This window comes from Pseudomonas sp. FW306-02-D09B (genome assembly GCF_058782685.1).
The window spans coordinates 234,050-254,492 of the sequence record NZ_JBYSXY010000003.1 but is presented as its reverse complement, the minus strand read 5'-3'; the positions used below and the strand labels follow the sequence as shown (position 1 = coordinate 254,492).

Genomic DNA, 20,443 nt, shown 5'->3' with positions numbered 1-20,443 from the left:
GGATAAGGCATTGAAATTTACAATGCCGAAAACAACTAATTACTACCTTTCTTTAATGTTCTGCTTCATCAGCGCTGCGCTGCGCTACGTTGACAGGCAAACACAGCGTGTTGCTCCCCGGTTGCAAATACGGTGTGAGAATCGGTGCCATGCCCTTGAGTACCTGCACCGGCAACGCCGAGGTGAATTTGAAGGCTTCGGCCGAGGCGCCAGGCACGAAGGCGGTGAGGGTGCCGAAGTGATGCTCGCCAATGTAGAACACGAACGTGGCGGTGCGGTTGATCGATTTCGAGCTCAGCACCCGTCCGCCGGAGCCGAAGGCTTCAATGCGGTTGTCACCGGTGCCGGTCTTGCCGCCCATGGCCAGCGGGGTGCCGTTTGGCAGTTTGAACGTACCGGCGACCCGTTTGGCGGTACCGGCGTCGACCACTTGCGACAACGCTTCGCGCATCGCCGTCGCCACTTCGGACGGCATCACGCGTTTGCCTTTGTCCGGGTCATTGATCACCGTTGTCTCATACGGCGTGCCGGCGGCGAAATGCAGGCTGTCGATGCGCAGGGTCGGCATCCGCACGCCATCGTTGAGGATCGTCCCGATCAGCTCTGCCAGAGCCGCTGGCCGATCGCCGGAGCTGCCGATGGCGGTGGCCAGTGACGGCACCAGGTGGTCGAACGGGTAGCCGACTTTCTGCCAGCGCTGGTGAATGTCGAGGAAGGCTTCGATCTCCAGCATGGTCCGGATGCGGCTGTCGCGAGCGCTCTTGTGCCGGCTCTTGAACAGCCAGCTGTAGACTTCCTGACGCTCGAATTCACTGGCTTTGACGATCTGGCTGAACTTGGCGTCGGGGTGGTTCAGCAAGTAGCCCATCAGCCACAGATCCAGTGGGTGGACCTTGGCGATGAAGCCTTGATCGGGCAGGTCAAAGGCGCCTGGTCCGTAGGTTTTATAGAGTTTTTCCAGGCGCTCGTCCGTGAGCTTTTCGTTGATCTTGCCGGCGGTTCTGTCGATATTCTTATCGGTATTTTTGGCCGTTTTCAGGTGTGCGCGGACAAAGCTGTTGAAGCTTTCCTGACTGGCTTCAGGCAGCAGGTAACGGTGCACCGCGGCCAGACGAATCGCCGTCGGGTGCATGCTGTCGAGGAAGGTCTCGAGGCGAGCCTGGGTGTCTTTTTTCTGGTACTTCTTCCAGAAGCGCAGTAAAAACGCGGTGCCTTCGTGGTCGGCGAATTGCGCCAGATATTCCTGGCGCCGCGGGTTGTCATCGTCACTGAGCAACTGGCCGCTGCTGTTGGGCCCCGAGTAAGTGCTGTAGCGCACCAGGTCGCGCATCAGGCGAATGAACGGCAGGTTGATCGATTCGCGCAGGGCATCGCGCAGGGTCGGGCTACGGCCGTTGTCTTCCTTGCGGAAGTTGTGAAAGGTGTGCAGACCGCCACCGGTGAAAAATGACTCGCCGGGGTTGGCCGAGTACGTACGGTTGAGCGCTGCGTCGAGCATTTTCGGCAGGCTGCGGTCAGAGTTCTGGATCAGGTAGTCAACGGCCCAGCGGCTAATCACGTCCTGCTCGGGGACCGCGGTTTTTTTCAGCTCGGCCGGTGACTGGTCGCCATAACGGTCGTGCAGTTCGGAGATGATTTGCAGGTAGGAGGTCAACACCCGCAGTTTGGCGGTGGAGCCCAGTTCCAGTTTGCTGCCTTCGTTGATGTCGAAGGGCTGATCGGTGCTGTCGGTCTGCACGCGCACCCGCGAGCCATCGGGGGTCCGCTCGAACAGGGTGAAGCTGTAACGCACCTGGGTCGTGCTGGTGGGGGTCAGCAAGTGTTCGCCAAGCAGGCCCAATTGCGCCGCGTAGGTCGGGTCGGCCAAATGCTTGAGGTACGCGGTGGCCTTGGTTTGCAGGTCGTACTGCAAGGTGCTGGTGGCCGACAGGTCAAGGCGATCGAGGTCATACAAAGGACGATTGAGCAGGGCGGCCAGCCGGCTGCGCGCCACACTGATGCCTTTGTTGGATTCAATCGGTTGAATGGTCGGCTGTTGTTGCCAGTCGCGGTAGGTCACCTTGCTGGCCAGTGCGGCAGCGGCCAGCGGGTCGTCGATCACGCCGTTTTGTGCGAGCAGGCGGATGTGGCTGTCGGTGAGTTCTGCCAGTTCGTCACGGCCATTGGCCAAGTAATGTGAAGGCCGACGCTGGGCGATCATCAGCGACAGTACCTGACGCAGGGCCAGACCGCGTTGAGACAGACTCAGCGGGTCACTGGCAACACTCGTCAGGGCTTTATTGACCTGATTGAAATCGGCGCCGTACCACACGCGCAACCCTTCGGCCATGCCATGCACTTCACCATGACCAGGCACCGCCGACAGCGGCACGCTGTTGAGGTAATCGCGCACGATATTTTGACGAGCCGTGAGGGTTTGCGGGCCATCTTGATAAGCGCGCACGCTGGCGGAAATCATCTGGCGGATTTTCTCGCTGCCCGACACCGTGAGGCCATCGGGTGAGTGGCGGTATTTTTCCAGCTGAGTGGCCAGGGTGCTACCACCAGCAGTCTGACCGGGCAGGTGCAGCAGTTTGGCGATTTGCGACCAGGCCGCCTTGCCAAAACGCGGCCAGTCCACAGCGGGGTTTGCCAGGGGTTGTTTGGGGTCGAGCAGGTCGCGGTTCTCGATGAATAGCAGGCTGTGCACCACCAGCGGCGGGATCGCGGCAAAGCTCGAATACAGCTGCTGCGGATAGTTGTACTGATACAAGGGCAGGGCGCGGCAGTCGGTAATGGATAAACCGGCCTGGATTTTTTCCGCGTAGGGCACGAAGAAGCCCTTTTCGCTGTAGTTGAACAGTTTCGGTGAGAAACGGGTTTGCGCGGAGATCATGTAGCCACGCTTGAGCAAGCGCGGCAAAAACTCACCCAGAGAACTGTAGCCCAGGCGCTTGTCGAAAGGCCCGGCACCCGGATAGAAAATTGAATCGCTGGGCCCCGGTTGCATCGAGTAACTCAGCGATGCAGCAAACTGGCTGAATTCGCGCGCCTGCAATTTCGAGGTACGCATTTCCTTGGAGGCTGCCCAACCGAGCGCAACCAGAATAATCAATAACAGCAACCAGAACAGCCGCCAGCCATAACGACGACGGCGAGGTTTTTTCGGTGAAGGCGCTTCTTCCACGTTGTCAGTTGGCACAACAGCTTCACTCGAATCGGATTGCCACAAAGCGCCCATAGTCGATTGATCCATTTACGTAGATTGATCGGACTTGTCTGAAGCTTAGTCGCTGGTTGGAACTGGTGAAAAATTTGTGAATGCAGAATTTCCGACGATCGTCTGATCGCGATCTTGTGGTGAGGGGGCTTGTCGGAACGCCGCACCGCCCCGTTCGGCTGCGCAGCAGTCGCAGATCTGTTACACACCGTGTGCCTGAAGAGCTGGGGATGCAGGTTTTGGGGCCGCTTCGCAGCCCAGCGGGGGCAAGCCCCCTCGCCACGGGTTCTGTGTTTGGTTCCGGATTCAGATGTTCACAGCCAGCTTGCATCCCAGAGCGGATAGTCTCCGATGTTTTCCACCAACCCGGCCCGCAATGGGTTGGCGACGATGTATCGGGCGAATGGGCGCAGGTCTTCACCGTCGCGTATTGCCCTGTCGTGGTAACCGCTTTGCCAGAGTGGTCCGTGCCGTCTCAGGGTTTTGTTCACTATCAGGGTGCAACGTGACTTGGTAGATCCGACCACGTGACTCAGTTGGTGATCTTGCAGTTCCAGTAACCAATGAAAGTGATCGGGCATTACTACCCAGGCCAATGAACTTACCTGGCCTTGGTCGTGAGCTCGTCGCAGTTCAGCGACAAGCAGGCGTCCTATCCGCCAATCGGAAAATATGGGTTGGCGATTGTGAATGACTGCAGTGATGAGATATGCGCGTCCAGCTTCGGAATATCGACCGAGCCGCAGGCGGTGAGAGTTTGGCTGGCTTGGCAATCCATTGCCTCCTGAATTCATCTTTGTGATTAACGCTAGCGTTCTATTGGCGGTTCCGGCTCTCTACTTGTTGCGTGAATATTCTGAATCCAAAGCAGGACTCATGTGGCGAGGGGGCTTGCCCCCGCTGGGCTGCGAAGCGGCCCCAAAACCTGCATCCCCAGCTCTTCAGACACACGGTGTGTAACAGATCTGCGACTGCTGCGCAGCCGAACGGGGCGGTGCGGCGTTCCGACAAGCCCCCTCGCCACAGGATGACCTTCAGTATTGAGTGAGGGGTGAAAGGTGCGGGCTAGAGCCATCAAGCCGGTAAATACGGCCTAGGTAGGGGCATGACGCCGCACCATTGCTGTGCAATACTCGGTGCCGCTTCGCTGGCGAGTTCAAGGCTGAATCCCAGGTAATGCCCCTCCGAAAGGACCGCTTTTGCCGAGAGTTCTGGCTGAATCTTGTCGTTTATATAGTGAAAAGCCCTGCATGGAGCTTTTTATACTGCACGCCCCGCTGATCTTGCAGGTTTTGTCCTACAAGACGTATCTACCCATGAAGTGGATCCGGTTTCAGGAGGTTCAGGCCTATCGGTCTGTACTTCGACACTCGGTGGCTATATCCAATAACAAGATGAGGTTTGTACCCTATGACCGTTGGCAATCACCTGCCCCACGGCGAGACCGCTCAGGGCGGCCCGCTCAAACGCGAACTCGGCGAACGGCATATTCGCTTGATGGCGCTCGGCGCCTGTATCGGTGTCGGTCTGTTCCTCGGTTCAGCCAAGGCCATCGAAATGGCCGGCCCGGCAATCATGCTCTCTTACATCATCGGTGGTCTGGCGATCCTGGTGATCATGCGCGCCCTTGGCGAAATGGCGGTGCACAACCCGGTCGCCGGCTCGTTCAGTCGTTACGCACAAGATTATCTCGGCCCGTTGGCGGGCTTCCTCACGGGCTGGAACTACTGGTTCTTGTGGCTGGTGACCTGCGTCGCGGAAATTACCGCGGTGGCGGTGTACATGGGCATCTGGTTCCCCGATGTGCCGCGCTGGATCTGGGCGCTGGCGGCGTTGGTGAGCATGGGCTCGATCAACCTGATCGCGGTCAAGGCCTTCGGTGAGTTCGAGTTCTGGTTCGCCCTGATCAAGATCGTCACCATTATTGCAATGGTGGTCGGCGGTGTCGGTGTGATCGCCTTCGGTTTCGGCAACGACGGCGTTGCGCTGGGGATTTCCAACCTGTGGAGCCATGGCGGCTTCATGCCCAATGGCGTGCAGGGCGTATTGATGTCCCTGCAAATGGTGATGTTCGCCTACCTGGGTGTCGAGATGATCGGCCTGACGGCTGGTGAAGCGAAGAACCCGCAGAAGACTATTCCGAATGCCATCGGCTCGGTGTTTTGGCGCATCCTGCTGTTCTACGTCGGCGCACTGTTCGTGATCTTGTCGATCTACCCGTGGAACGAAATCGGCACTCAGGGCAGTCCGTTTGTGATGACCTTCGAGCGCCTGGGCATCAAGACCGCTGCCGGCATCATCAACTTCGTGGTGATCACCGCCGCGCTGTCGTCCTGCAACGGCGGCATCTTCAGCACCGGGCGCATGCTTTATAGCCTGGCGCAGAACGGCCAGGCCCCGGCCGGTTTCGCCAAAACCTCGAACGGTGTGCCGCGTCGCGCCTTGTTGCTGTCGATCGGCGCGCTGCTGCTGGGCGTGTTGCTCAACTACCTGGTGCCGGAAAAAGTCTTTGTCTGGGTCACCGCCATCGCGACCTTCGGTGCGATCTGGACCTGGGTGATGATCCTGCTGGCGCAGCTCAAGTTCCGCAAAGGTCTGAGCCCGGCTGAACGTGCCGCTCTCAAGTACCGCATGTGGCTGTACCCGGTGAGTTCCTACCTGGCGCTGGCGTTCCTGGTGTTGGTGGTTGGCCTGATGGCCTACTTCCCGGACACCCGCGTCGCACTGTACGTGGGACCTGCATTCCTGGTGCTGCTGACGGTGCTGTTTTATGTGTTCAAGCTGCAGCCGACCGGTGTTACGCAAGCTGCGGTGCGCACGGCTTCGTAAGCGGCGAGCGCAGTAAAGAAAAAGCCCCGGTCGCAAGATCGGGGCTTTCTCGTTTCGGTTGGGACAACGCGATTTACCTGTGGCGAGCGAGCTTGCTCGCGCTGGAGTGCGTAGTACTCCCAAACCTGCGGTCTGTCAGGTAAATCGTGTTTATCTATTCTGCGGCGGCTTCGCCCCCGAGCGGGAGCACGCTCCCTCGCCACAGATGTGCGCTTTGATCATCTAAACCGCGGCCACTTGCGCCGGCCGGTTCAGCCGTTTGTTCCAATCCAGCCACGCCGCCAGTACCGCCATCAATCCCGCCCCCAACAGGGCGCTGAAAGTCTGCATGACCAACGCATCCCCGGCCAGCGAGTTGAGCATGTCCGCCAGCGGTGCCAGCAGCACGCCCAGGCAAAACACTTCCAGCGAGTAACGGCCCATGCGGCAGCTTTGCCGCGCCAGCCAGTTTTGCGTCCAGCCGCTGTTGGGCAAGAGCTTGGCGATGACGTATGCCAGCGCCAAAAAGTGCAGCAGCCGCGCCGGTGACAAGTTGGTCTTGCTGATCGGGTACAGCCATTCGCCCAGCATCCGGGGCATGAACGCGTCATGCACCGTTGGCCAATTCCACGACACTGCGATCAGCCCGGTGATCAGCAGATAGGTCGCTGCCGCAACAAACAGTGGCTGCCGGGGCAAGGTGCGGGTGTCCGGTACAGCGGGGCGCTGACCGTGAATTGCCGCTGCGCCACCGAGGATAAACAACAACTGCCAGGCCATTGGGTTGAAGAACCACACACCACCGTCGGTAGCCGCCAGGTTCCATTGAAACCAAGGCGCCAGCATGTACAGCACCACCGACAACCCGACCACGTACTCGGCCTTGCGCAGCAACATCGGTAACACCAGCGGCAGCCCGAGCAACAGCAGAATGTACAACGGCAACGGGTCCATCAGGTTGGGCTTGAAGCGCAGCAGCAACTCATCGACCAAGGCCTGTTGCGGGTTGCTGAGGAAGTATTGCAGGCCCATTTCCTGCACAAGGTCACGGGTTTCCACGTGGCTGTTGGCGAAGAACACGATGCCCATCAGCACCGCCAACAGAAAGATATGCACCACGTACAGCAACCAGGCGCGGCGCAGGATTTTTACCGTGGCCAACAGCAACCCATCGCGTCGGGCAATCTTGCCGTAGGCCAGCACCGCCGCGTAGCCCGCCAGAAACACGAAGATTTCCGCCGCATCGCTGAAACCGAAATTGCGCACCGTGAAATGGGCAAGGGGGTTGTGTGGCACGTGATCCCAGAAAATGAAGATCAGTGCCAGTCCGCGAAAGAAATCGATACGAAGGTCGCGTCCTTGGGTCATGACAACGGGCTCTTGAACAGATGTGAGTAAAGGGTGGTCCGCGGGGCAAAAGACTGTGCGCCGCACATCGGCGGCGCGCAGGGTGGCGCGATTTGGCGGCAATTGCAAAGGCCGGATATTACCGGATGTCTCAGCGGCGAACGGAGCGGGTTGGGGGCGTATCTCTGAACGTTGAAGCGCGTCTCTAAAACAGCATTTTTAGCCATTGGTCTATTTGTTGACTGGAAAATAGACAAGCGGACCAAGGGTGCCAAGCTTTCAACTGGGCAGGTGTTCAGACTGGAAACAAACGCAATGGACATGAGAGCCGCATTTCACGGTTTCCCCAGATTCGTGTCGGTTGGCCTGCTTAATACGTTGATTCACTGGTCGACGTTTTTTGTTCTGCACACCGTCATGGGATTTCGTCAGGCACCCAGTAACTTCGTGAGCTTTTGCCTGGCCGTTTCTTTTTCCTTTTATGCCAATGCGCGATACACCTTCAAACAAAGAACCAGTGTTCTACGGTATGTGCTGTTTGTCGGGTTCATGGGCGTATTAAGTTATGGCGTGGGGTATGGGGCGGATCAGTTACTGCTGCCAGGGTTGGTGACGTTGGTGGTCTTCTCGGGTATCAGCCTGGTCTGCGGTTTTTTTTACTCGAAATATTTCATCTTTCGGGGGCGTGAGCAGTGAAGATCTCGCTGATTGTTCCCGTATTCAATGAAGAACAGGCGATTAACCTGTTTTATCAGGCGGTTCGTCAGGAACTGTCGATCGCTGATTGTGACGTCGAGATCGTGTTCATCAATGACGGCAGTTCCGACCAGACGGCAGCGCAGGCCAAAGCCATCGCATTGGCGGACGAGCATGTGCTGGTGATCAATTTTTCGCGCAATTTTGGCAAGGAGCCGGCGTTATTTGCCGGGTTGGAGTACGCCACCGGCGATGCGGTGATACCGATGGATGTCGATTTGCAGGACCCGATCAATGTGATCCCCTTGTTGGTCCGGGAGTGGCAGAACGGGGCGGATGTGGTACTTGCCAAGCGCCATGATCGCACCGCCGACAGTTATATGAAGCGGCACAGCGCGGCACTGTTCTATCACCTGTTGAATCGGATCGCTTACACCCGGATAGAAGAGAACGTCGGTGATTTCCGGTTGATGGACCGCAAGGTCGTGAACGTGATTCGCACGCTCCCGGAACACCGGTTATTCATGAAGGGCATTCTCTCGTGGGCGGGGTTCAATACCGCCGTCGTCGAATACGAACGGGCCGAGCGTGTGGCGGGTACCACCAAGTTCAATCTCTGGAAACTCTGGAATCTGGCGCTGGAAGGGATTACGTCTTTTAGTACAGTGCCCTTGCAGTTGTGGACGTATGTCGGTAGCGCGATTTCCCTGTTTGCAATTCTCTACGCCATTTACATGGTGCTGGACAAGATTTTCTTCGGCAATAACGTGCCAGGTTACCCTTCGTTGATGACCGCGATTTTATTCCTGGGGGGAGTGCAACTGATCGGTATTGGCATATTGGGTGAGTATGTGGGTCGGATCTATATTGAATCGAAACACCGACCGAGGTACGTGGTGAAAGATATTGTGGGTGGCAAAGGAGTGCCGAAATGAAGGTGGCGAGTGTATTGAGCAGGGAGTTGTCCGGTCGTGAAGTGTTTGTATTTTATCTACTTGCCACTCTTATTTATGTACTCCCTCTGATACTGGTCGATTATTACTATATAGATGATAACTGGCGCTCCTTGGCGGCCGGTACTGGCTGGGCGGGACAGGGACGGTTACTGGTCGAACTGTTTTACAACACCTTGAGCTTCACCTCGGGCGCGCCCGATATGTTCCCCTTACCCTTGCTGATCGCCACGCTTGCCATGGCGTTTGCCTTGATGAAACTGACGACGCATTACTACAAAGCACCGACTGTTTCATGCTGTCTGGTGTTCCTGCCACTGTGGTACAACCCGTTTTTTCTACAGAATTTATCGTATCAATATGACGGGCCGGCAACGGCGTTGAGCCTGGTGGCGGTGATCTATGCGGTGGCATTTCAACATAAAGCTGGCGTCGTTCAGGTACTGGTGCCTGGCGCATTGATTGCGGTGGGGCTCAGCTTGTATCAACTGAGTATCAATGTGTTTTTGGGGCTGTGCTGCATCGAGTTCGTGAGAGCTCTTGATAATAAGCAGTCCCTTGCCTGTTTATTATCAATGGCAGGAGTGAAAGCGGTGCAGTGGGTTGCAGGCTTGATCATTTATTTTTTGTTGGCCTATCCACTCATGAGCCATGAGCGCCTGGAAATGATTCCGTTCAATACGAGCGGGCTGTTGCTGATCCTGAATAATGTAGGCGTATTAGTTGGAAAAATCGGATTGCTGTTTCAGGGAGGGAATCGTTGGCTGGCGTGGATGGTGGTGGTGTTTGCGGTTGTTGGAGGCGGGCGGGTTGGGCGAAATATTATCCAGGGGAAAGAAACGTCGTTAAATAAGATACTTTTGTTTTTTTTGTATGTGCTTATGGTTTTATTCCTGGTTTTTCTGGTGTCAGGTTCGGCCCTGTTGTTCCGGTTTTTCAATGAGGGCGCCAGAACACTATTGGGCTTTGGCGTGTTGCTGGTGTTTTTGTTTTACCTGGCTCATCAGTGGTTGGTGATGGTTGATGCCAGGCTCGGTGTTGTATTGATTGTGCCGTTGCTGAGTATGCTGTCGATGTCATATGCGTATGGGCGGGTACTGAATCTGCAGAAAGAATTTGGGCTGAACGCTGAATTTAATATGGCCTATGATATTGCTTCTCATCAAAGCTTGCGCGATGCGAAGCGGATATACATGGCAATCAGCTATTCAAACAGTTGGTTGCTAAGCGCCAAGGGAAGTTTTGAGCGCATTCCGGTGCTGAGATACATACTCAATATTGATTTTTACATGCTGTCTGAAAATCTGCTCAGAGAGGGTATTACCAATGTCGTTATCGAAAATGAACGGAAAAATGCGACGCTGGTAGGGTATCAACGGTACACGCCCGTGGTGGACAGCAAATTTTATTCTATGTACGTGATTGGCGATTATGGCTTTATCGTTATGAAGGAAGTGCCCTCTTCTGGAGAGGATAAGTGGTAAGCCAGGTTAACCGTTCGAGTGCCAGCACTCTCCAGAGCACGTGCTGGATACTGCTGATTATTCTCGTGGCGGCAGGGGTGCGTTTTTACGCCTTGAGCAAACCCGCTGTCTGGGCCGATGAAGGGTTTACCTTGCTGTTGAGTTCATATTCACCCTCTCAAATCCTGTTCCATACGGCCCGGGATGTGCACCCGCCGCTGTATTATCTGCTGTTGCATGAATGGATGAATCTATTCGGACAGGGTGTTTTTGCTGCTCGAAGCCTGAGCGCACTGGCGGACGTCGTCACCGTCGGGCTGGGCATCTGGCTGGTTCGTCTGGTCAGTACGCGACGGGCGGCGATGCTCGCCGGAACCATGTTGGCGTTACTGCCCATAGCGGTACGCTACAGTCAGGAAATTCGCATGTATGCGTTGCTTGCGCTGTTAATGGTCAGCGCGACGATTGCTTTCGTCTACTGGGTAAAAGACTCAGGCAGTCATTGGCCGCTTGCCATCTATACGTTACTGATGGTTGCAGGTTTTTATACTCACTATTTTGCTGCTGTGTGTATGGCGGCACACTGGGCCTGGCTTTTGGTATTGAGGTATCAGAGCAAGTTGTTAGCGCCTGCATGGTGGCTGGCCAATGGAACGGTCGTTTTACTGTTCATGCCCTGGGTGCCGAGCCTGATGAACCAGTTAAGGTTTTCCGGCTTTAACTGGATAGCGCCGCTGGATGTTCCTACGGTGGTTTCAGCGTTCTGGCAGTTTGTGAGTTATAGCGATGGGCCAAAAGAATCAATCTGGCTGTTCTACAGTGTGCCGTTATTGATGCTGCTGGTGTCGGCGGTCATTGTCATGCGGGACACGAGTGAGAAAAGATTCAGCACGCTGCTCGTTATCTATACCTGGTTCCCGTTGGTATTGATTGCAGGGGTCTCACTGGTTCGGCCACTGTTTATATATCGTTATTTTGTGTTTGCTGCGTTGGGCTTTCCGATGATCCTGGCGATGTCACTGGATGCTCTGTGGGAGCGCGCAAAAACGTTATTTTTTGTCCTGTTGCTATTGATAGTGTCGATGGAAAGTGTCGGGTTATATAACGTTCATCAACGGGGTCATATTGTGTATGCCGAAGTCAACAAGGTCGATGCGTTGGCAGACTACATCAATGCCTTTGCTCGTCCCGATGACGGTGTCGTTGTAGTCAACAGGTTTCTTTACTATCCCTTTGCGTATTACAACAAGACTGGCGTGACACCGATGCTCTATACGCCCCCTCAAAAGGACGGCACTTCCGGACGTCCCGACGGCTATCTAACCTCGACACTGACTCAACAAAACGCAGATAAGGTCTATCTCGATAACCTTGAAACCCTGACACCGGGCTCAGGTCGGGTGTGGGTGCTGGACGGCCGTGGTGACGGGGCGCAGCAGGTCGTCATCCCTGAAAACTGGCGACTGCTCGATACCTTTATCCAAGGGGATGGGGACGTCCGATTATTTTCAGTAAGTCCCTGAATTCCGTGAGGAATCAAAAAAAGCCAATCCGGGGCAGCTCCTTTGGCTAGCCTTTACCGATGACTGCAGGCCGTTTTATCGAGAGTGTTTAGCGTAAACACGGATTCACGATGAGGGTAGTCGTCCGTGGACAGGCACCTGTTTCTATCAGGTTTACGTTGTCGGGGAGAAAATATGCGCTTTCAGCGTCGTGACGATACGGGGTTTCTATCCCTGCACTCATCGGTAGAAAACGCTGGGTGGGTGCTGGTCATGATGCTCGCGATCATTGTTCGGTTTTACTGCATCAGCCTTCCTTATTTCTGGACCGATGAAGCGTTCTCGGCGTTGGTGGGGGTTCAGTCGCCGGGGCGTATCTGGTTTCACCTGGGGCATGACGTTCATCCGCCGCTGTATTTTCTGGTGCTGCATGCCTGGATGGCGATTTTTGGTGAAGGGGTGTTTGCGATTCGGGCCCTGAGTGCGCTGGCGGGGGTTGCGACAGTCGCGTTGGGCATGTGGCTGATGCGATTGATCAGCACGCCGAGGGTGGCCTTGTTGGCCGGGTTGTTTCTGGCCTTGTTACCGATATCCGTTCGCTATAGCCAGGAAGCCCGGATGTATACGCTGGAGGGGGTATGGCTGCTGGGCGCAACCATCGCCTTGGTCTATTGGCTTAAAAGCGCTCGCAACCGATACCTGATGAGCTATCTCGTGCTCATGACGGCCGCGTTATACACCCATTACCTGGCTGTTTTATGTTTGCTGTCTCACTGGCTATACCTCGTTGTCTTGCGTCTTCAGCGAGATAAAACGCTTCATTACCTTTCGCGGCCAACGTGGTGGGGCACGAATGTGGCCATTGTTGTTCTTTATATTCCCTGGTTGATCAGCCTGGGCAATGAGCTGTTTTTAAATACGGAGAAGCTGGAGACCGGAGGGGATATTTTCTGGATCCCTGAATTGACGATCTATACGTTACCTTCAGCGGTCTGGAAGTTTTTGACGGTGAAGAGTGGACTGGAGTTTGCCAGCCCGATTTATGTACTGCTTCCGGCGCTGGTAATGGCATCGGTGGTGTGGGTCGGGTTCAAGGAAAGAAGCCGTTTGAAACTTGAGCTGTTACTGGTTATCTACGTGCTGTTGCCAGTGTTGATTGTTTTTCTGGTGTCATTTGGTTTTCCCATTTTTGTTGAACGGTACATGGCCTTTGCGGCGCTGGGCTTGCCGATGATTGTGGCGTTGGCAATCAGCCGGATAGCACATCGCACGCGTGCCCTGGCGTGGGTGTCGACCTTGTTGATGATCGGCGTTCAACTCATGGGGTTGAATACAATCTATCAACAACAAGATGATCTGGATGATCCACGCAATGCGTCCCAGTATCCGCTTGACGATATTGTGTCGCGTATCAATGAAAATGCGATTGCAGGCGATAACATCATTGTGGATGGCGCGTACTGGTATTACAGCGTTGCTTACTACAATCGCTCCGACATTCAACCAAGGCTGTATCAGGCGCCCTGGGATAGCAGCACGGCTCACCGACCCAACGGTTATGGCGCGTCCACGTTGATTTATCAGGATCGGGATAAGGTCTTTCTCGACAACCTTGTCAGCGTATCGCCCGACATCAAGCGAGTGTGGTGGGTGACATCGACTCGCCTGGCGGATGAAGAAAACCACTTTCCAGGCAATTGGCAGTGTGTGTTCGCGCAAAGCTTGGGAGACATGGAGCTTCGACTCTATGTGACCCGCGCCTGGGCAGAGCAAATCACCACCGCCACCACCACCACCGGCGGTGGCTGTGCTACCCAGCCACCTGATAATCGCGAGTACGCCTTACACGACATTGGCCTCAAAGCTGTCAGCCCGAGCCATCTGCCACATCCGTGAATAGAACTCGCCATTCACTTCTTTTGTATCTTGCAGGAGGTCAGAACTCATCCATCAGCACAACAATGCAATCTTTGGCCTGATAGCGGTTGATTTGCGGCACCAGCCGTCTGAAGTGTTCTGACTGGCAATGAGCGTCCAGCGCGGCCTGATTCGGCCATTGCTCAACGAAGATGAAATGCCCTGGGTCTTTCTGATCGACGAACAGGTCGTAGGCAATGCAATCCGGCTCCTGTCGGGTTTTCTCCACCAATTCGGTGTACCACGGGCGGACGGTTTCGATATGTTCGGGTTTGATGAAATCCCGGGCAATTACTTTCAGCACTGTTTCTTCCTTGGAAAGAGCGCCAATCTCGCGACGAGATTGGCGTAAAAACTATCTTCAAACGGCCACTTCATTCGCCTCAAAACTATCCGCCCGAGCCATCTGCCACATCCGTGAATAGAACTCGCCATTCACTTCACCGGTCAGCAATTCGCCGGGTTTGAGGAACACGTGCAATTGGGAGAACAGTTTGATCTCGGTCGCTGACATGCGCCGTACCAGGTGTTTGGCCGACAGCTGCGAGGGGTGTTCGAGGCCTGCCGCGGCGAGCATTTCGGCCAGGGCCTTGAGGGTGCTGCGATGGAAGTTGAACACGCGCTGGGCCTTGTCCGGTACCACCAATGCGCGTTGGCGCAGGGTGTCCTGAGTGGCGACGCCGGTCGGGCACTTGTTGGTGTGGCAGCTTTGCGACTGGATGCAGCCGATGGCGAACATGAAGCCACGGGCCGAGTTGGCCCAGTCGGCGCCAATTGCCAGGACGCTGGCGATGTCGAAGGCGCTGACGATTTTGCCGCTGGCGCCAAGTTTGATCTTGTCCCGCAGGTTCAGGCCCACCAGGGTGTTATGCACGAACAGCAGGCCTTCACGCATCGGCACGCCGATGTGGTCGGTGAACTCCACCGGTGCAGCGCCAGTGCCGCCTTCCTTGCCGTCGACCACGATGAAGTCCGGCAGGATGCCGGTTTCCAGCATGGCCTTGGCAATGCCCATGAATTCCCACGGATGGCCGAGGCAGAACTTGAAGCCCACCGGTTTGCCGCCCGACAGCTCACGCAGTTGCTTGATGAAGTGCATCATTTCGATTGGCGTGGAGAACGCGCTGTGGCGCGATGGCGACACACAGTCCTGGCCCATTGGAACGCCACGCGTGTCGGCAATTTCCTGGGTCACTTTATGCTTGGGCAGAATGCCGCCGTGGCCGGGTTTGGCGCCTTGGCTCATTTTGATTTCGATCATCCGTACCTGCGGGTCCTGAGCCTGGGCGGCAAAGCGTTCCGGGTCGAAGCGTCCGTCGGCGGTGCGGCAGCCGAAGTAGCCGCTGCCCAGTTCCCAGGTCAGGTCGCCACCGTGTTCGCGGTGGTAGGGGCTGATGCTGCCTTCGCCGGTGTCATGGGCGAAGTTGCCGAGTTTGGCACCCTGGTTGAGGGCGCGGATCGCGTTGGCGCTCAGCGAGCCGAAGCTCATGGCCGAGATGTTGAAGACTGAGGCCGAGTACGGTTTTGTACATTGCGGGCCACCAACGGTCACCCGGAAACTGCTCGGGTCACTCACGGGGGCCGGGCGCATCGAATGGCCGATGAACTCGAAACCCGACTGGTACACGTCGATCAGCGTGCCAAAGGGTTTGTCGGCACTTTCGTTCTTGGCCCGCGAATAAACCAACGAACGCTGGGCCCGGGAGAAGGGCAGGGCGTCGCTGTCGGATTCAAGCAGGTATTGGCGGATTTCCGGGCGAATGCCTTCGACCAGATAACGGATATTGCCCAGGATCGGGTAGTTGCGGCGTACCGCGTGAGGGCTTTGCAGCAGGTCGAAAATACCCAGCAGGCTCAGCAGCCCAGTGACGATGGAGATTGGCCAGAGCCAGTCGTATTCAAGAAACGGCAGGCTGGCGAGGGTGAAAATCACACAGACGGCAAAGAAGGCGTAGCGGCTCAGGAGTGACAGGCTCATACGGTTTCCTTGGGTTCGGACTCATTGGTTATTCACTGCGTACTTCTGTGTGGCGAGGGAGCTTGCTCCCGCTGGACCGCGAAGCGGTCCCAAAAAAGTGGCACCGCGTTCAGTCAGATAAAACCCGTTAACCGGTTTTGCGACTGCTTCGCCCGAGCGCGGACCGGCCGGCGGGAGCAAGCTCCCTCGCCACAAGGTGGTTCATTCAACGCAGAAGGTTTTACAGGTGTTTTGTGCCCGGAGAAATATCGAAAACAGCTCGGACCGGGATTTGATCCCCAGCTTGCTGTAAATATGTTTCTTATGGACTTTCACGGTTTCGGCAGAGATTCCCAGCTTACGGGCGATTTCCTTGCAGTGCCACCCGGGTGCCGAAGGCTGCGATCTTTTCTGCGGATTCAGGCTGTGGTTTTTGACTGTCGAATCGGTAACTCGATCCTAAAGGTGCTGCCTACCCCGACTTCGCTGCGCACAGTAATGTCGCCACGATGCTTTTTCACAATGCCATAGGACAATGACAGGCCTAATCCGGTCCCCTGGCCCACCGGTTTGGTGGTGAAGAAGGGATCAAAGATTTTCTGCAGGCATTCGGGCGCGATGCCCGATCCGGTGTCCGCCACTTCGATCCAGACTTTTTCCCCGGCAACTCCATTACTCAGGGTAATGGTCCCGCGTTCGGGGCCCATGGCCTGGGCGGCGTTGACGATCAGGTTCATGATCACCTGATTGATCTGCGAGGGCAGGCACTCGATCTCGGGAAGCGTCTGGTAGTGCTTGATCACGTCGGCCTTGTACTTGAGTTCGTTGGCGACAATGTTCAGCGTCGAATCAATACCCGTTTGCAGATTGACCGACTGCCACTCCTGGCTGGCGTCTACGCGTGAGAAATCCTTCAGGTCCCTGACGATTTGCCCGACCCGGTTGATGCCGTCCTTGGACTCCTTGATCAGCAGCGGAATATCTTCACGCAGGAAGTCCAGTTCCACGTCTTTACGCAACGTTTGGAGCCGTTCGAGAAGCTCAACGGAGCCAATGGCTTCTTCGGCCCCCTGATAGGCGTCGAGCATGCTCTGCAACTGCTTGAAGTAACCGTCCAGGGCGCCGAGGTTGGAAGAAATAAAGCCGATGGGGTTGTTGATTTCATGGGCCACACCCGCCGCCAATTGCCCCAGGGACGCGAGTTTTTCCGACTGTATCAACTGGCTTTCGAGCTGCTTGCGCTCGTCGATCTCCTGTTGCAGTTCGACGCTCGCTTGCTGGAACTGCCGGGTCCGTCGTTCTACCAGGTGCCCCAACTGATCCAGTTGCACGCTGGCGCGCTCGGTCATGTCCCATTTGCTGGTCAAGGTATTGGCCATTTGCTGGACTTCGATGTTGTCGAAGGGTTTTTTCAGTATCAGCAGCCGGTCGTGGGCCTGCAAGCGATTGAGCAGGTCATCCCAGGAGTAGTCGGAATACGCCGTACAGACCACCACCTGCAAACGCGGATCGGCTTGCCATAAATGCTCGATGGTTTCGGCGCCGTCCCAGCCCTGGGGCATGCGCATGTCGACGAACGCCAGTGCATAGGGGCGATTGTCGTGTTGGGCCTGGACCAGTTTGCTCAAGCCTTCCTGGCCAGCATAGGCCGAATCCAGTTCGAAGCGGGTGCTCGCCGCTTTGATTTGCGTGCCGAACAGCGCCGACTCCATCTCGTCCAGTTCGCCGTGTTGTGGTAGCTCAGGTGTCAGGATCTTGCGAAAGTCGTCATGGATCGAGGGTGTGTCGTCAATCAGCAGGATGCGTCGATTCGATGACTTGTTCATGTTTCACCTTCGGCGATTTTCAAGGGGATTTTCAAGGTGAACAGCGCACCTTTTCCCGGACCGTCGCTGTGGGCTGTCAGGTGGCCATTCATCTCGATGGCGGCGAGGGCGCAACTGTGCAGGCCAAAACCGTGACCTTCCTTGCGCGTGGTGAAGCCGTGGGCAAAGATCCGGGTCATGTTTTCGGCCGAGATGCCTTCGCCTTCGTCCTTGACGCTGACCTGCAGCGTGGCGTCGTCGACCACCTTGACCCCCAGGGTCATTTCCCGGGGGCGGTCGCTGAGGTCCGACATGGCGTATTTGGCGTTGCTGATCAGGTTGATCAGAATCAGCAACATCCGGTGTTTATCGCCCATGACCTTGGGCACTTCGGCGTAGTCCTTGACCACGGTGACGTGGTGGCGGGTCAGGGCACCCGAGTTCATGCGCAGGGCGTCTTCGAGCAGTTCGCTGACTTGCAGCGGCTCCATCAGGCTGTTGGCCCCGGCGTAGGACTGCTGGGTGGCAACGATGTCCTTGATGTGGTCAACGCTTTTGCTCAATTGCGCCAGTTCGTCGGTAATGCCCTGCTGCTCGAGGGCAATGGCTTCCACCAGTTGATTCAGGTAACCGGGCAGCAATTTGCCTTTTTCGTCTTCGGTGATGAAGTGCCCGAGATCGCCCTGGTGCTCGTTGATCAGCTGCATCGCCTTGCCCAGCCCCAGCGCCTTGCTGGTGCGCAGTTTGCGGGTGACCAGGTCGGCAGAGATATTCACGCTGTTGAGCACATTGCCGACGTTGTGCAACACGTTGGTGGCGATCTCGGCCATCCCGGCCTGGCGTGCGGTGTCCAGCAGTTCGCTTTGGGTGTCCTTGAGTTCGCGGGTGCGTTCTTCAACTCGCTGTTCCAGGCTTTCATTAGCCGCTTGCAGGTCCTTGTTGACGCGGTTGATTTCCGCAAAGCTGCGCAGCAGACCAATGGCCAGAAACAGTAGCAACAGCACCAGCAGCGCCGAAAAAACCGCCATGTAGAAGTGGTAGCGTTGATCGACTGCATCGACCTGTTGTTGATCGTTGTCCAGCAGGCTGGTGATGTTGTCCAGGCGCTCGGACACTGGGACTGCCTCGATCCGTTCCAGCAGGCTGTTGACCAGGGGTTGTTCACGCAGGATCAGCGCGATGTGGTTGCTGAGAAGCTCCACCGGTGTGTGGAACTCGGCAGGCAGTCGGTCTTTGTTCACCGCCAGTTTGTTCAAACCGAGCAGGATGTCGGCGGCTTTGTCGTCGGACGTGACCTGGGCGAACTCCAGGCCGCTGAGTAGCAGGTCGTAGGTGTCGGTGGCGGTGTTCTGCATTTGCAGTTTGTTGTCGTCCTCAAGGCGTGCGAACTGGTTCTGAATGTCGTCTTCGGCAGTGGGCAGGAACGCCAGTGAATTGCGCAGCACCGCGTTGTGTGACTTGAATTGTTCGACCAGCCGGGTCTTTTCCTTGATTGCGTTCAGGTAAGCGTCATGACTGGTCTGCCACTGTGTCGAGTCGTTGCGACCGTGTCTGGACTCTATCGAGTCGAATCGTTCCCACAGACGGCTCATTTCGGTCAGCGGCGAAACCAGTGGATCGTAGTTGTGGACGAGGGCGATCCGGGCCTTGAGGATCTCGGTTTCCCATTGCGCATCCAGCTGTTTTATCTGGCGGATCAGATCCCGCGATTCGGTATAGGTCGAGGTTTGATCCGAACTGGACTTCAGATACAGGAACAGCAGGATCGAGGCCAGCAAGACGGTCATGCCGGTAAGCAACAGCAAACTGAGTCGACGGGACACTTTCATAATGGTTTGCCTCCCCACTCGCCGGTCAGGGTCTTGAGGAATTTGATGATCAGGGCCTTGTCTTCATCCGAGGGAACGCGTCCCAACTGGAACTTGAACATCACATCAACGGCTTCTTCGAGGGTTTTTGCCGCGCCGTCATGAAAGTACGGCGCATTCACTGCGACGTTGCGCAGGCTGGGGACCTTGAACACGTTGCGGTCTTCTTCATCCTTGGTCACCAGATAACGCCCAAGGTCCGATTCGGTCGGGTTACCCCGCGCCTGGAAGTAGTCGCCCATGACCCCGAGCTTCTGGTACATGTTGCCGCCGATGTTTACCCCTTGGTGGCAGGCAATGCAGCCGTAGTCCTTGAAGCGTTGGTAACCGTACTTTTCATCGAGGCTGAGAATGTCGGTGTTGCCCTTCAGGTACTGGTCGAAACGCGAATTGGCGCTGAGTAATGTGCGCTCGTAGGTGGCCAGGGCGTTTTGCACATTGGCGGCCGTGACCCCATCGGGATAAGCGTTACCGAACGCCGAGTGGTAGGCCGGGTCAGTGGATAGCGTTTGCACCACATGTTCCCAGTTGTTGCCCATTTCAGTGGGGCTTTGCACCACTGCGTGAGCCTGCTCTTCCAGGGTAGCGGCGCGACCGTTCCAGAATTGCCTGAAGTTCAGGCTGGCGTTCAGCACGCTGGGGGTGTTGACGACCAGCGGCTTGCCGTCGAAACCGATGGAAAATTGCTTGTTATCGGCACCGCCCTTTTCCAGGTGATGGCAGCTGGCACAGGACAGGCTGTTGTTGACCGACAAGCGCGTTTCATTGAACAGCTGACGACCCAGCTCGACACGCTGAGGGTCTTGCACAGGCACCGGTGGCAGCGGTTTGAGGGGTTCGTCCAAAGGCTCGGCACTCGCCGTCAGGCAGAGTCCGAGCATCAACGTGGTGAGCAGCGTGAATCCATAGGGCGACATCTGATGATTCC

At 56.3% G+C, this 20,443-nt stretch carries 13 protein-coding genes and 2 pseudogenes; 6 read left to right on the top strand and 9 right to left on the bottom strand.

Annotation, left to right across the window (positions count from 1 at the left end):
- Positions 1–52 precede the first annotated feature (52 nt).
- Together AC3WK5_RS07885 and AC3WK5_RS07880 are read right to left on the bottom strand one after the other, a co-directional pair.
- Entirely contained in the window at positions 53–3,220 is a 3,168-nt protein-coding gene (locus AC3WK5_RS07885; RefSeq protein WP_103320082.1) for a transglycosylase domain-containing protein, read from the bottom strand.
- 293 nt (positions 3,221–3,513) lie between these two features.
- On the bottom strand, positions 3,514–3,972 hold the full coding sequence (locus AC3WK5_RS07880) for an REP-associated tyrosine transposase (RefSeq protein WP_103320084.1): 459 nt from the start codon (positions 3,970–3,972) through the stop codon (positions 3,514–3,516).
- 637 nt (positions 3,973–4,609) lie between these two features.
- Here AC3WK5_RS07880 and AC3WK5_RS07875 point away from each other — a divergent pair.
- Positions 4,610–6,028, top strand: coding sequence for an amino acid permease (locus AC3WK5_RS07875; protein ID WP_103320086.1), 1,419 nt, complete (start codon positions 4,610–4,612; stop codon positions 6,026–6,028).
- Between the two features lie 222 nt (positions 6,029–6,250).
- Here the strand turns inward: AC3WK5_RS07875 and AC3WK5_RS07870 are convergent, their stop codons facing one another.
- Positions 6,251–7,375 (bottom strand): OpgC family protein, encoded by a 1,125-nt coding sequence (locus AC3WK5_RS07870; RefSeq protein ID WP_103320088.1) that lies wholly within the window; start codon positions 7,373–7,375, stop codon positions 6,251–6,253.
- Positions 7,376–7,546: 171 nt separating this feature from the next.
- Between AC3WK5_RS07870 and AC3WK5_RS07865 the strand changes: the two genes are divergently transcribed.
- The 5 genes and pseudogenes from AC3WK5_RS07865 to AC3WK5_RS07845 form a co-directional block, all read left to right on the top strand.
- Positions 7,547–8,050: a GtrA family protein gene (locus AC3WK5_RS07865; RefSeq protein WP_350318952.1), complete on the top strand. Its 504-nt coding sequence runs from the start codon at positions 7,547–7,549 to the stop codon at positions 8,048–8,050.
- On the top strand, positions 8,047–8,985 hold the full coding sequence (locus AC3WK5_RS07860; RefSeq protein ID WP_054595849.1) for a glycosyltransferase family 2 protein: 939 nt from the start codon (positions 8,047–8,049) through the stop codon (positions 8,983–8,985). Before AC3WK5_RS07865 ends, AC3WK5_RS07860 begins: the two co-directional genes overlap by 4 nt.
- Positions 8,982–10,487, top strand: a complete 1,506-nt coding sequence (locus AC3WK5_RS07855) for a glucosyltransferase domain-containing protein (RefSeq protein ID WP_285378527.1) — start codon at positions 8,982–8,984, stop codon at positions 10,485–10,487. Before AC3WK5_RS07860 ends, AC3WK5_RS07855 begins: the two co-directional genes overlap by 4 nt.
- Positions 10,481–11,989, top strand: a complete 1,509-nt coding sequence (locus AC3WK5_RS07850; RefSeq protein WP_103320024.1) for a glycosyltransferase family 39 protein — start codon at positions 10,481–10,483, stop codon at positions 11,987–11,989. The genes AC3WK5_RS07855 and AC3WK5_RS07850 overlap by 7 nt, the downstream gene beginning before the upstream one ends.
- 174 nt (positions 11,990–12,163) lie before the next feature.
- Positions 12,164–12,844 (top strand): annotated as a pseudogene (locus AC3WK5_RS07845) (glycosyltransferase family 39 protein); the annotation flags it as partial.
- A gap of 1,060 nt (positions 12,845–13,904) precedes the next feature.
- On the opposite strand, the gene AC3WK5_RS07840 reads toward AC3WK5_RS07845, so the two are convergent.
- From AC3WK5_RS07840 to AC3WK5_RS07815, 6 genes and pseudogenes are all read right to left on the bottom strand, one after another.
- Complete coding sequence (locus AC3WK5_RS07840; RefSeq protein ID WP_054595853.1) at positions 13,905–14,189, bottom strand: putative quinol monooxygenase; 285 nt, start codon at positions 14,187–14,189, stop codon at positions 13,905–13,907.
- Between the two features lie 57 nt (positions 14,190–14,246).
- Positions 14,247–15,863, bottom strand: a complete 1,617-nt coding sequence (locus AC3WK5_RS07835; protein WP_103320029.1) for an FMN-binding glutamate synthase family protein — start codon at positions 15,861–15,863, stop codon at positions 14,247–14,249.
- A 201-nt stretch (positions 15,864–16,064) separates the two neighbouring features.
- Positions 16,065–16,229 (bottom strand): annotated as a pseudogene (locus AC3WK5_RS07830) (response regulator transcription factor); the annotation flags it as partial.
- A 32-nt stretch (positions 16,230–16,261) separates the two neighbouring features.
- Positions 16,262–17,668: an ATP-binding protein gene (locus tag AC3WK5_RS07825; protein ID WP_103320031.1), complete on the bottom strand. Its 1,407-nt coding sequence runs from the start codon at positions 17,666–17,668 to the stop codon at positions 16,262–16,264.
- A complete protein-coding gene (locus AC3WK5_RS07820) occupies positions 17,665–19,476 on the bottom strand; it encodes a DAHL domain-containing protein (protein ID WP_103320033.1) in 1,812 nt (603 codons plus the stop codon). Before AC3WK5_RS07820 ends, AC3WK5_RS07825 begins: the two co-directional genes overlap by 4 nt.
- Positions 19,473–20,432, bottom strand: coding sequence for a cytochrome-c peroxidase (locus tag AC3WK5_RS07815; RefSeq protein ID WP_103320035.1), 960 nt, complete (start codon positions 20,430–20,432; stop codon positions 19,473–19,475). Before AC3WK5_RS07815 ends, AC3WK5_RS07820 begins: the two co-directional genes overlap by 4 nt.
- Positions 20,433–20,443: the final 11 nt, after the last annotated feature.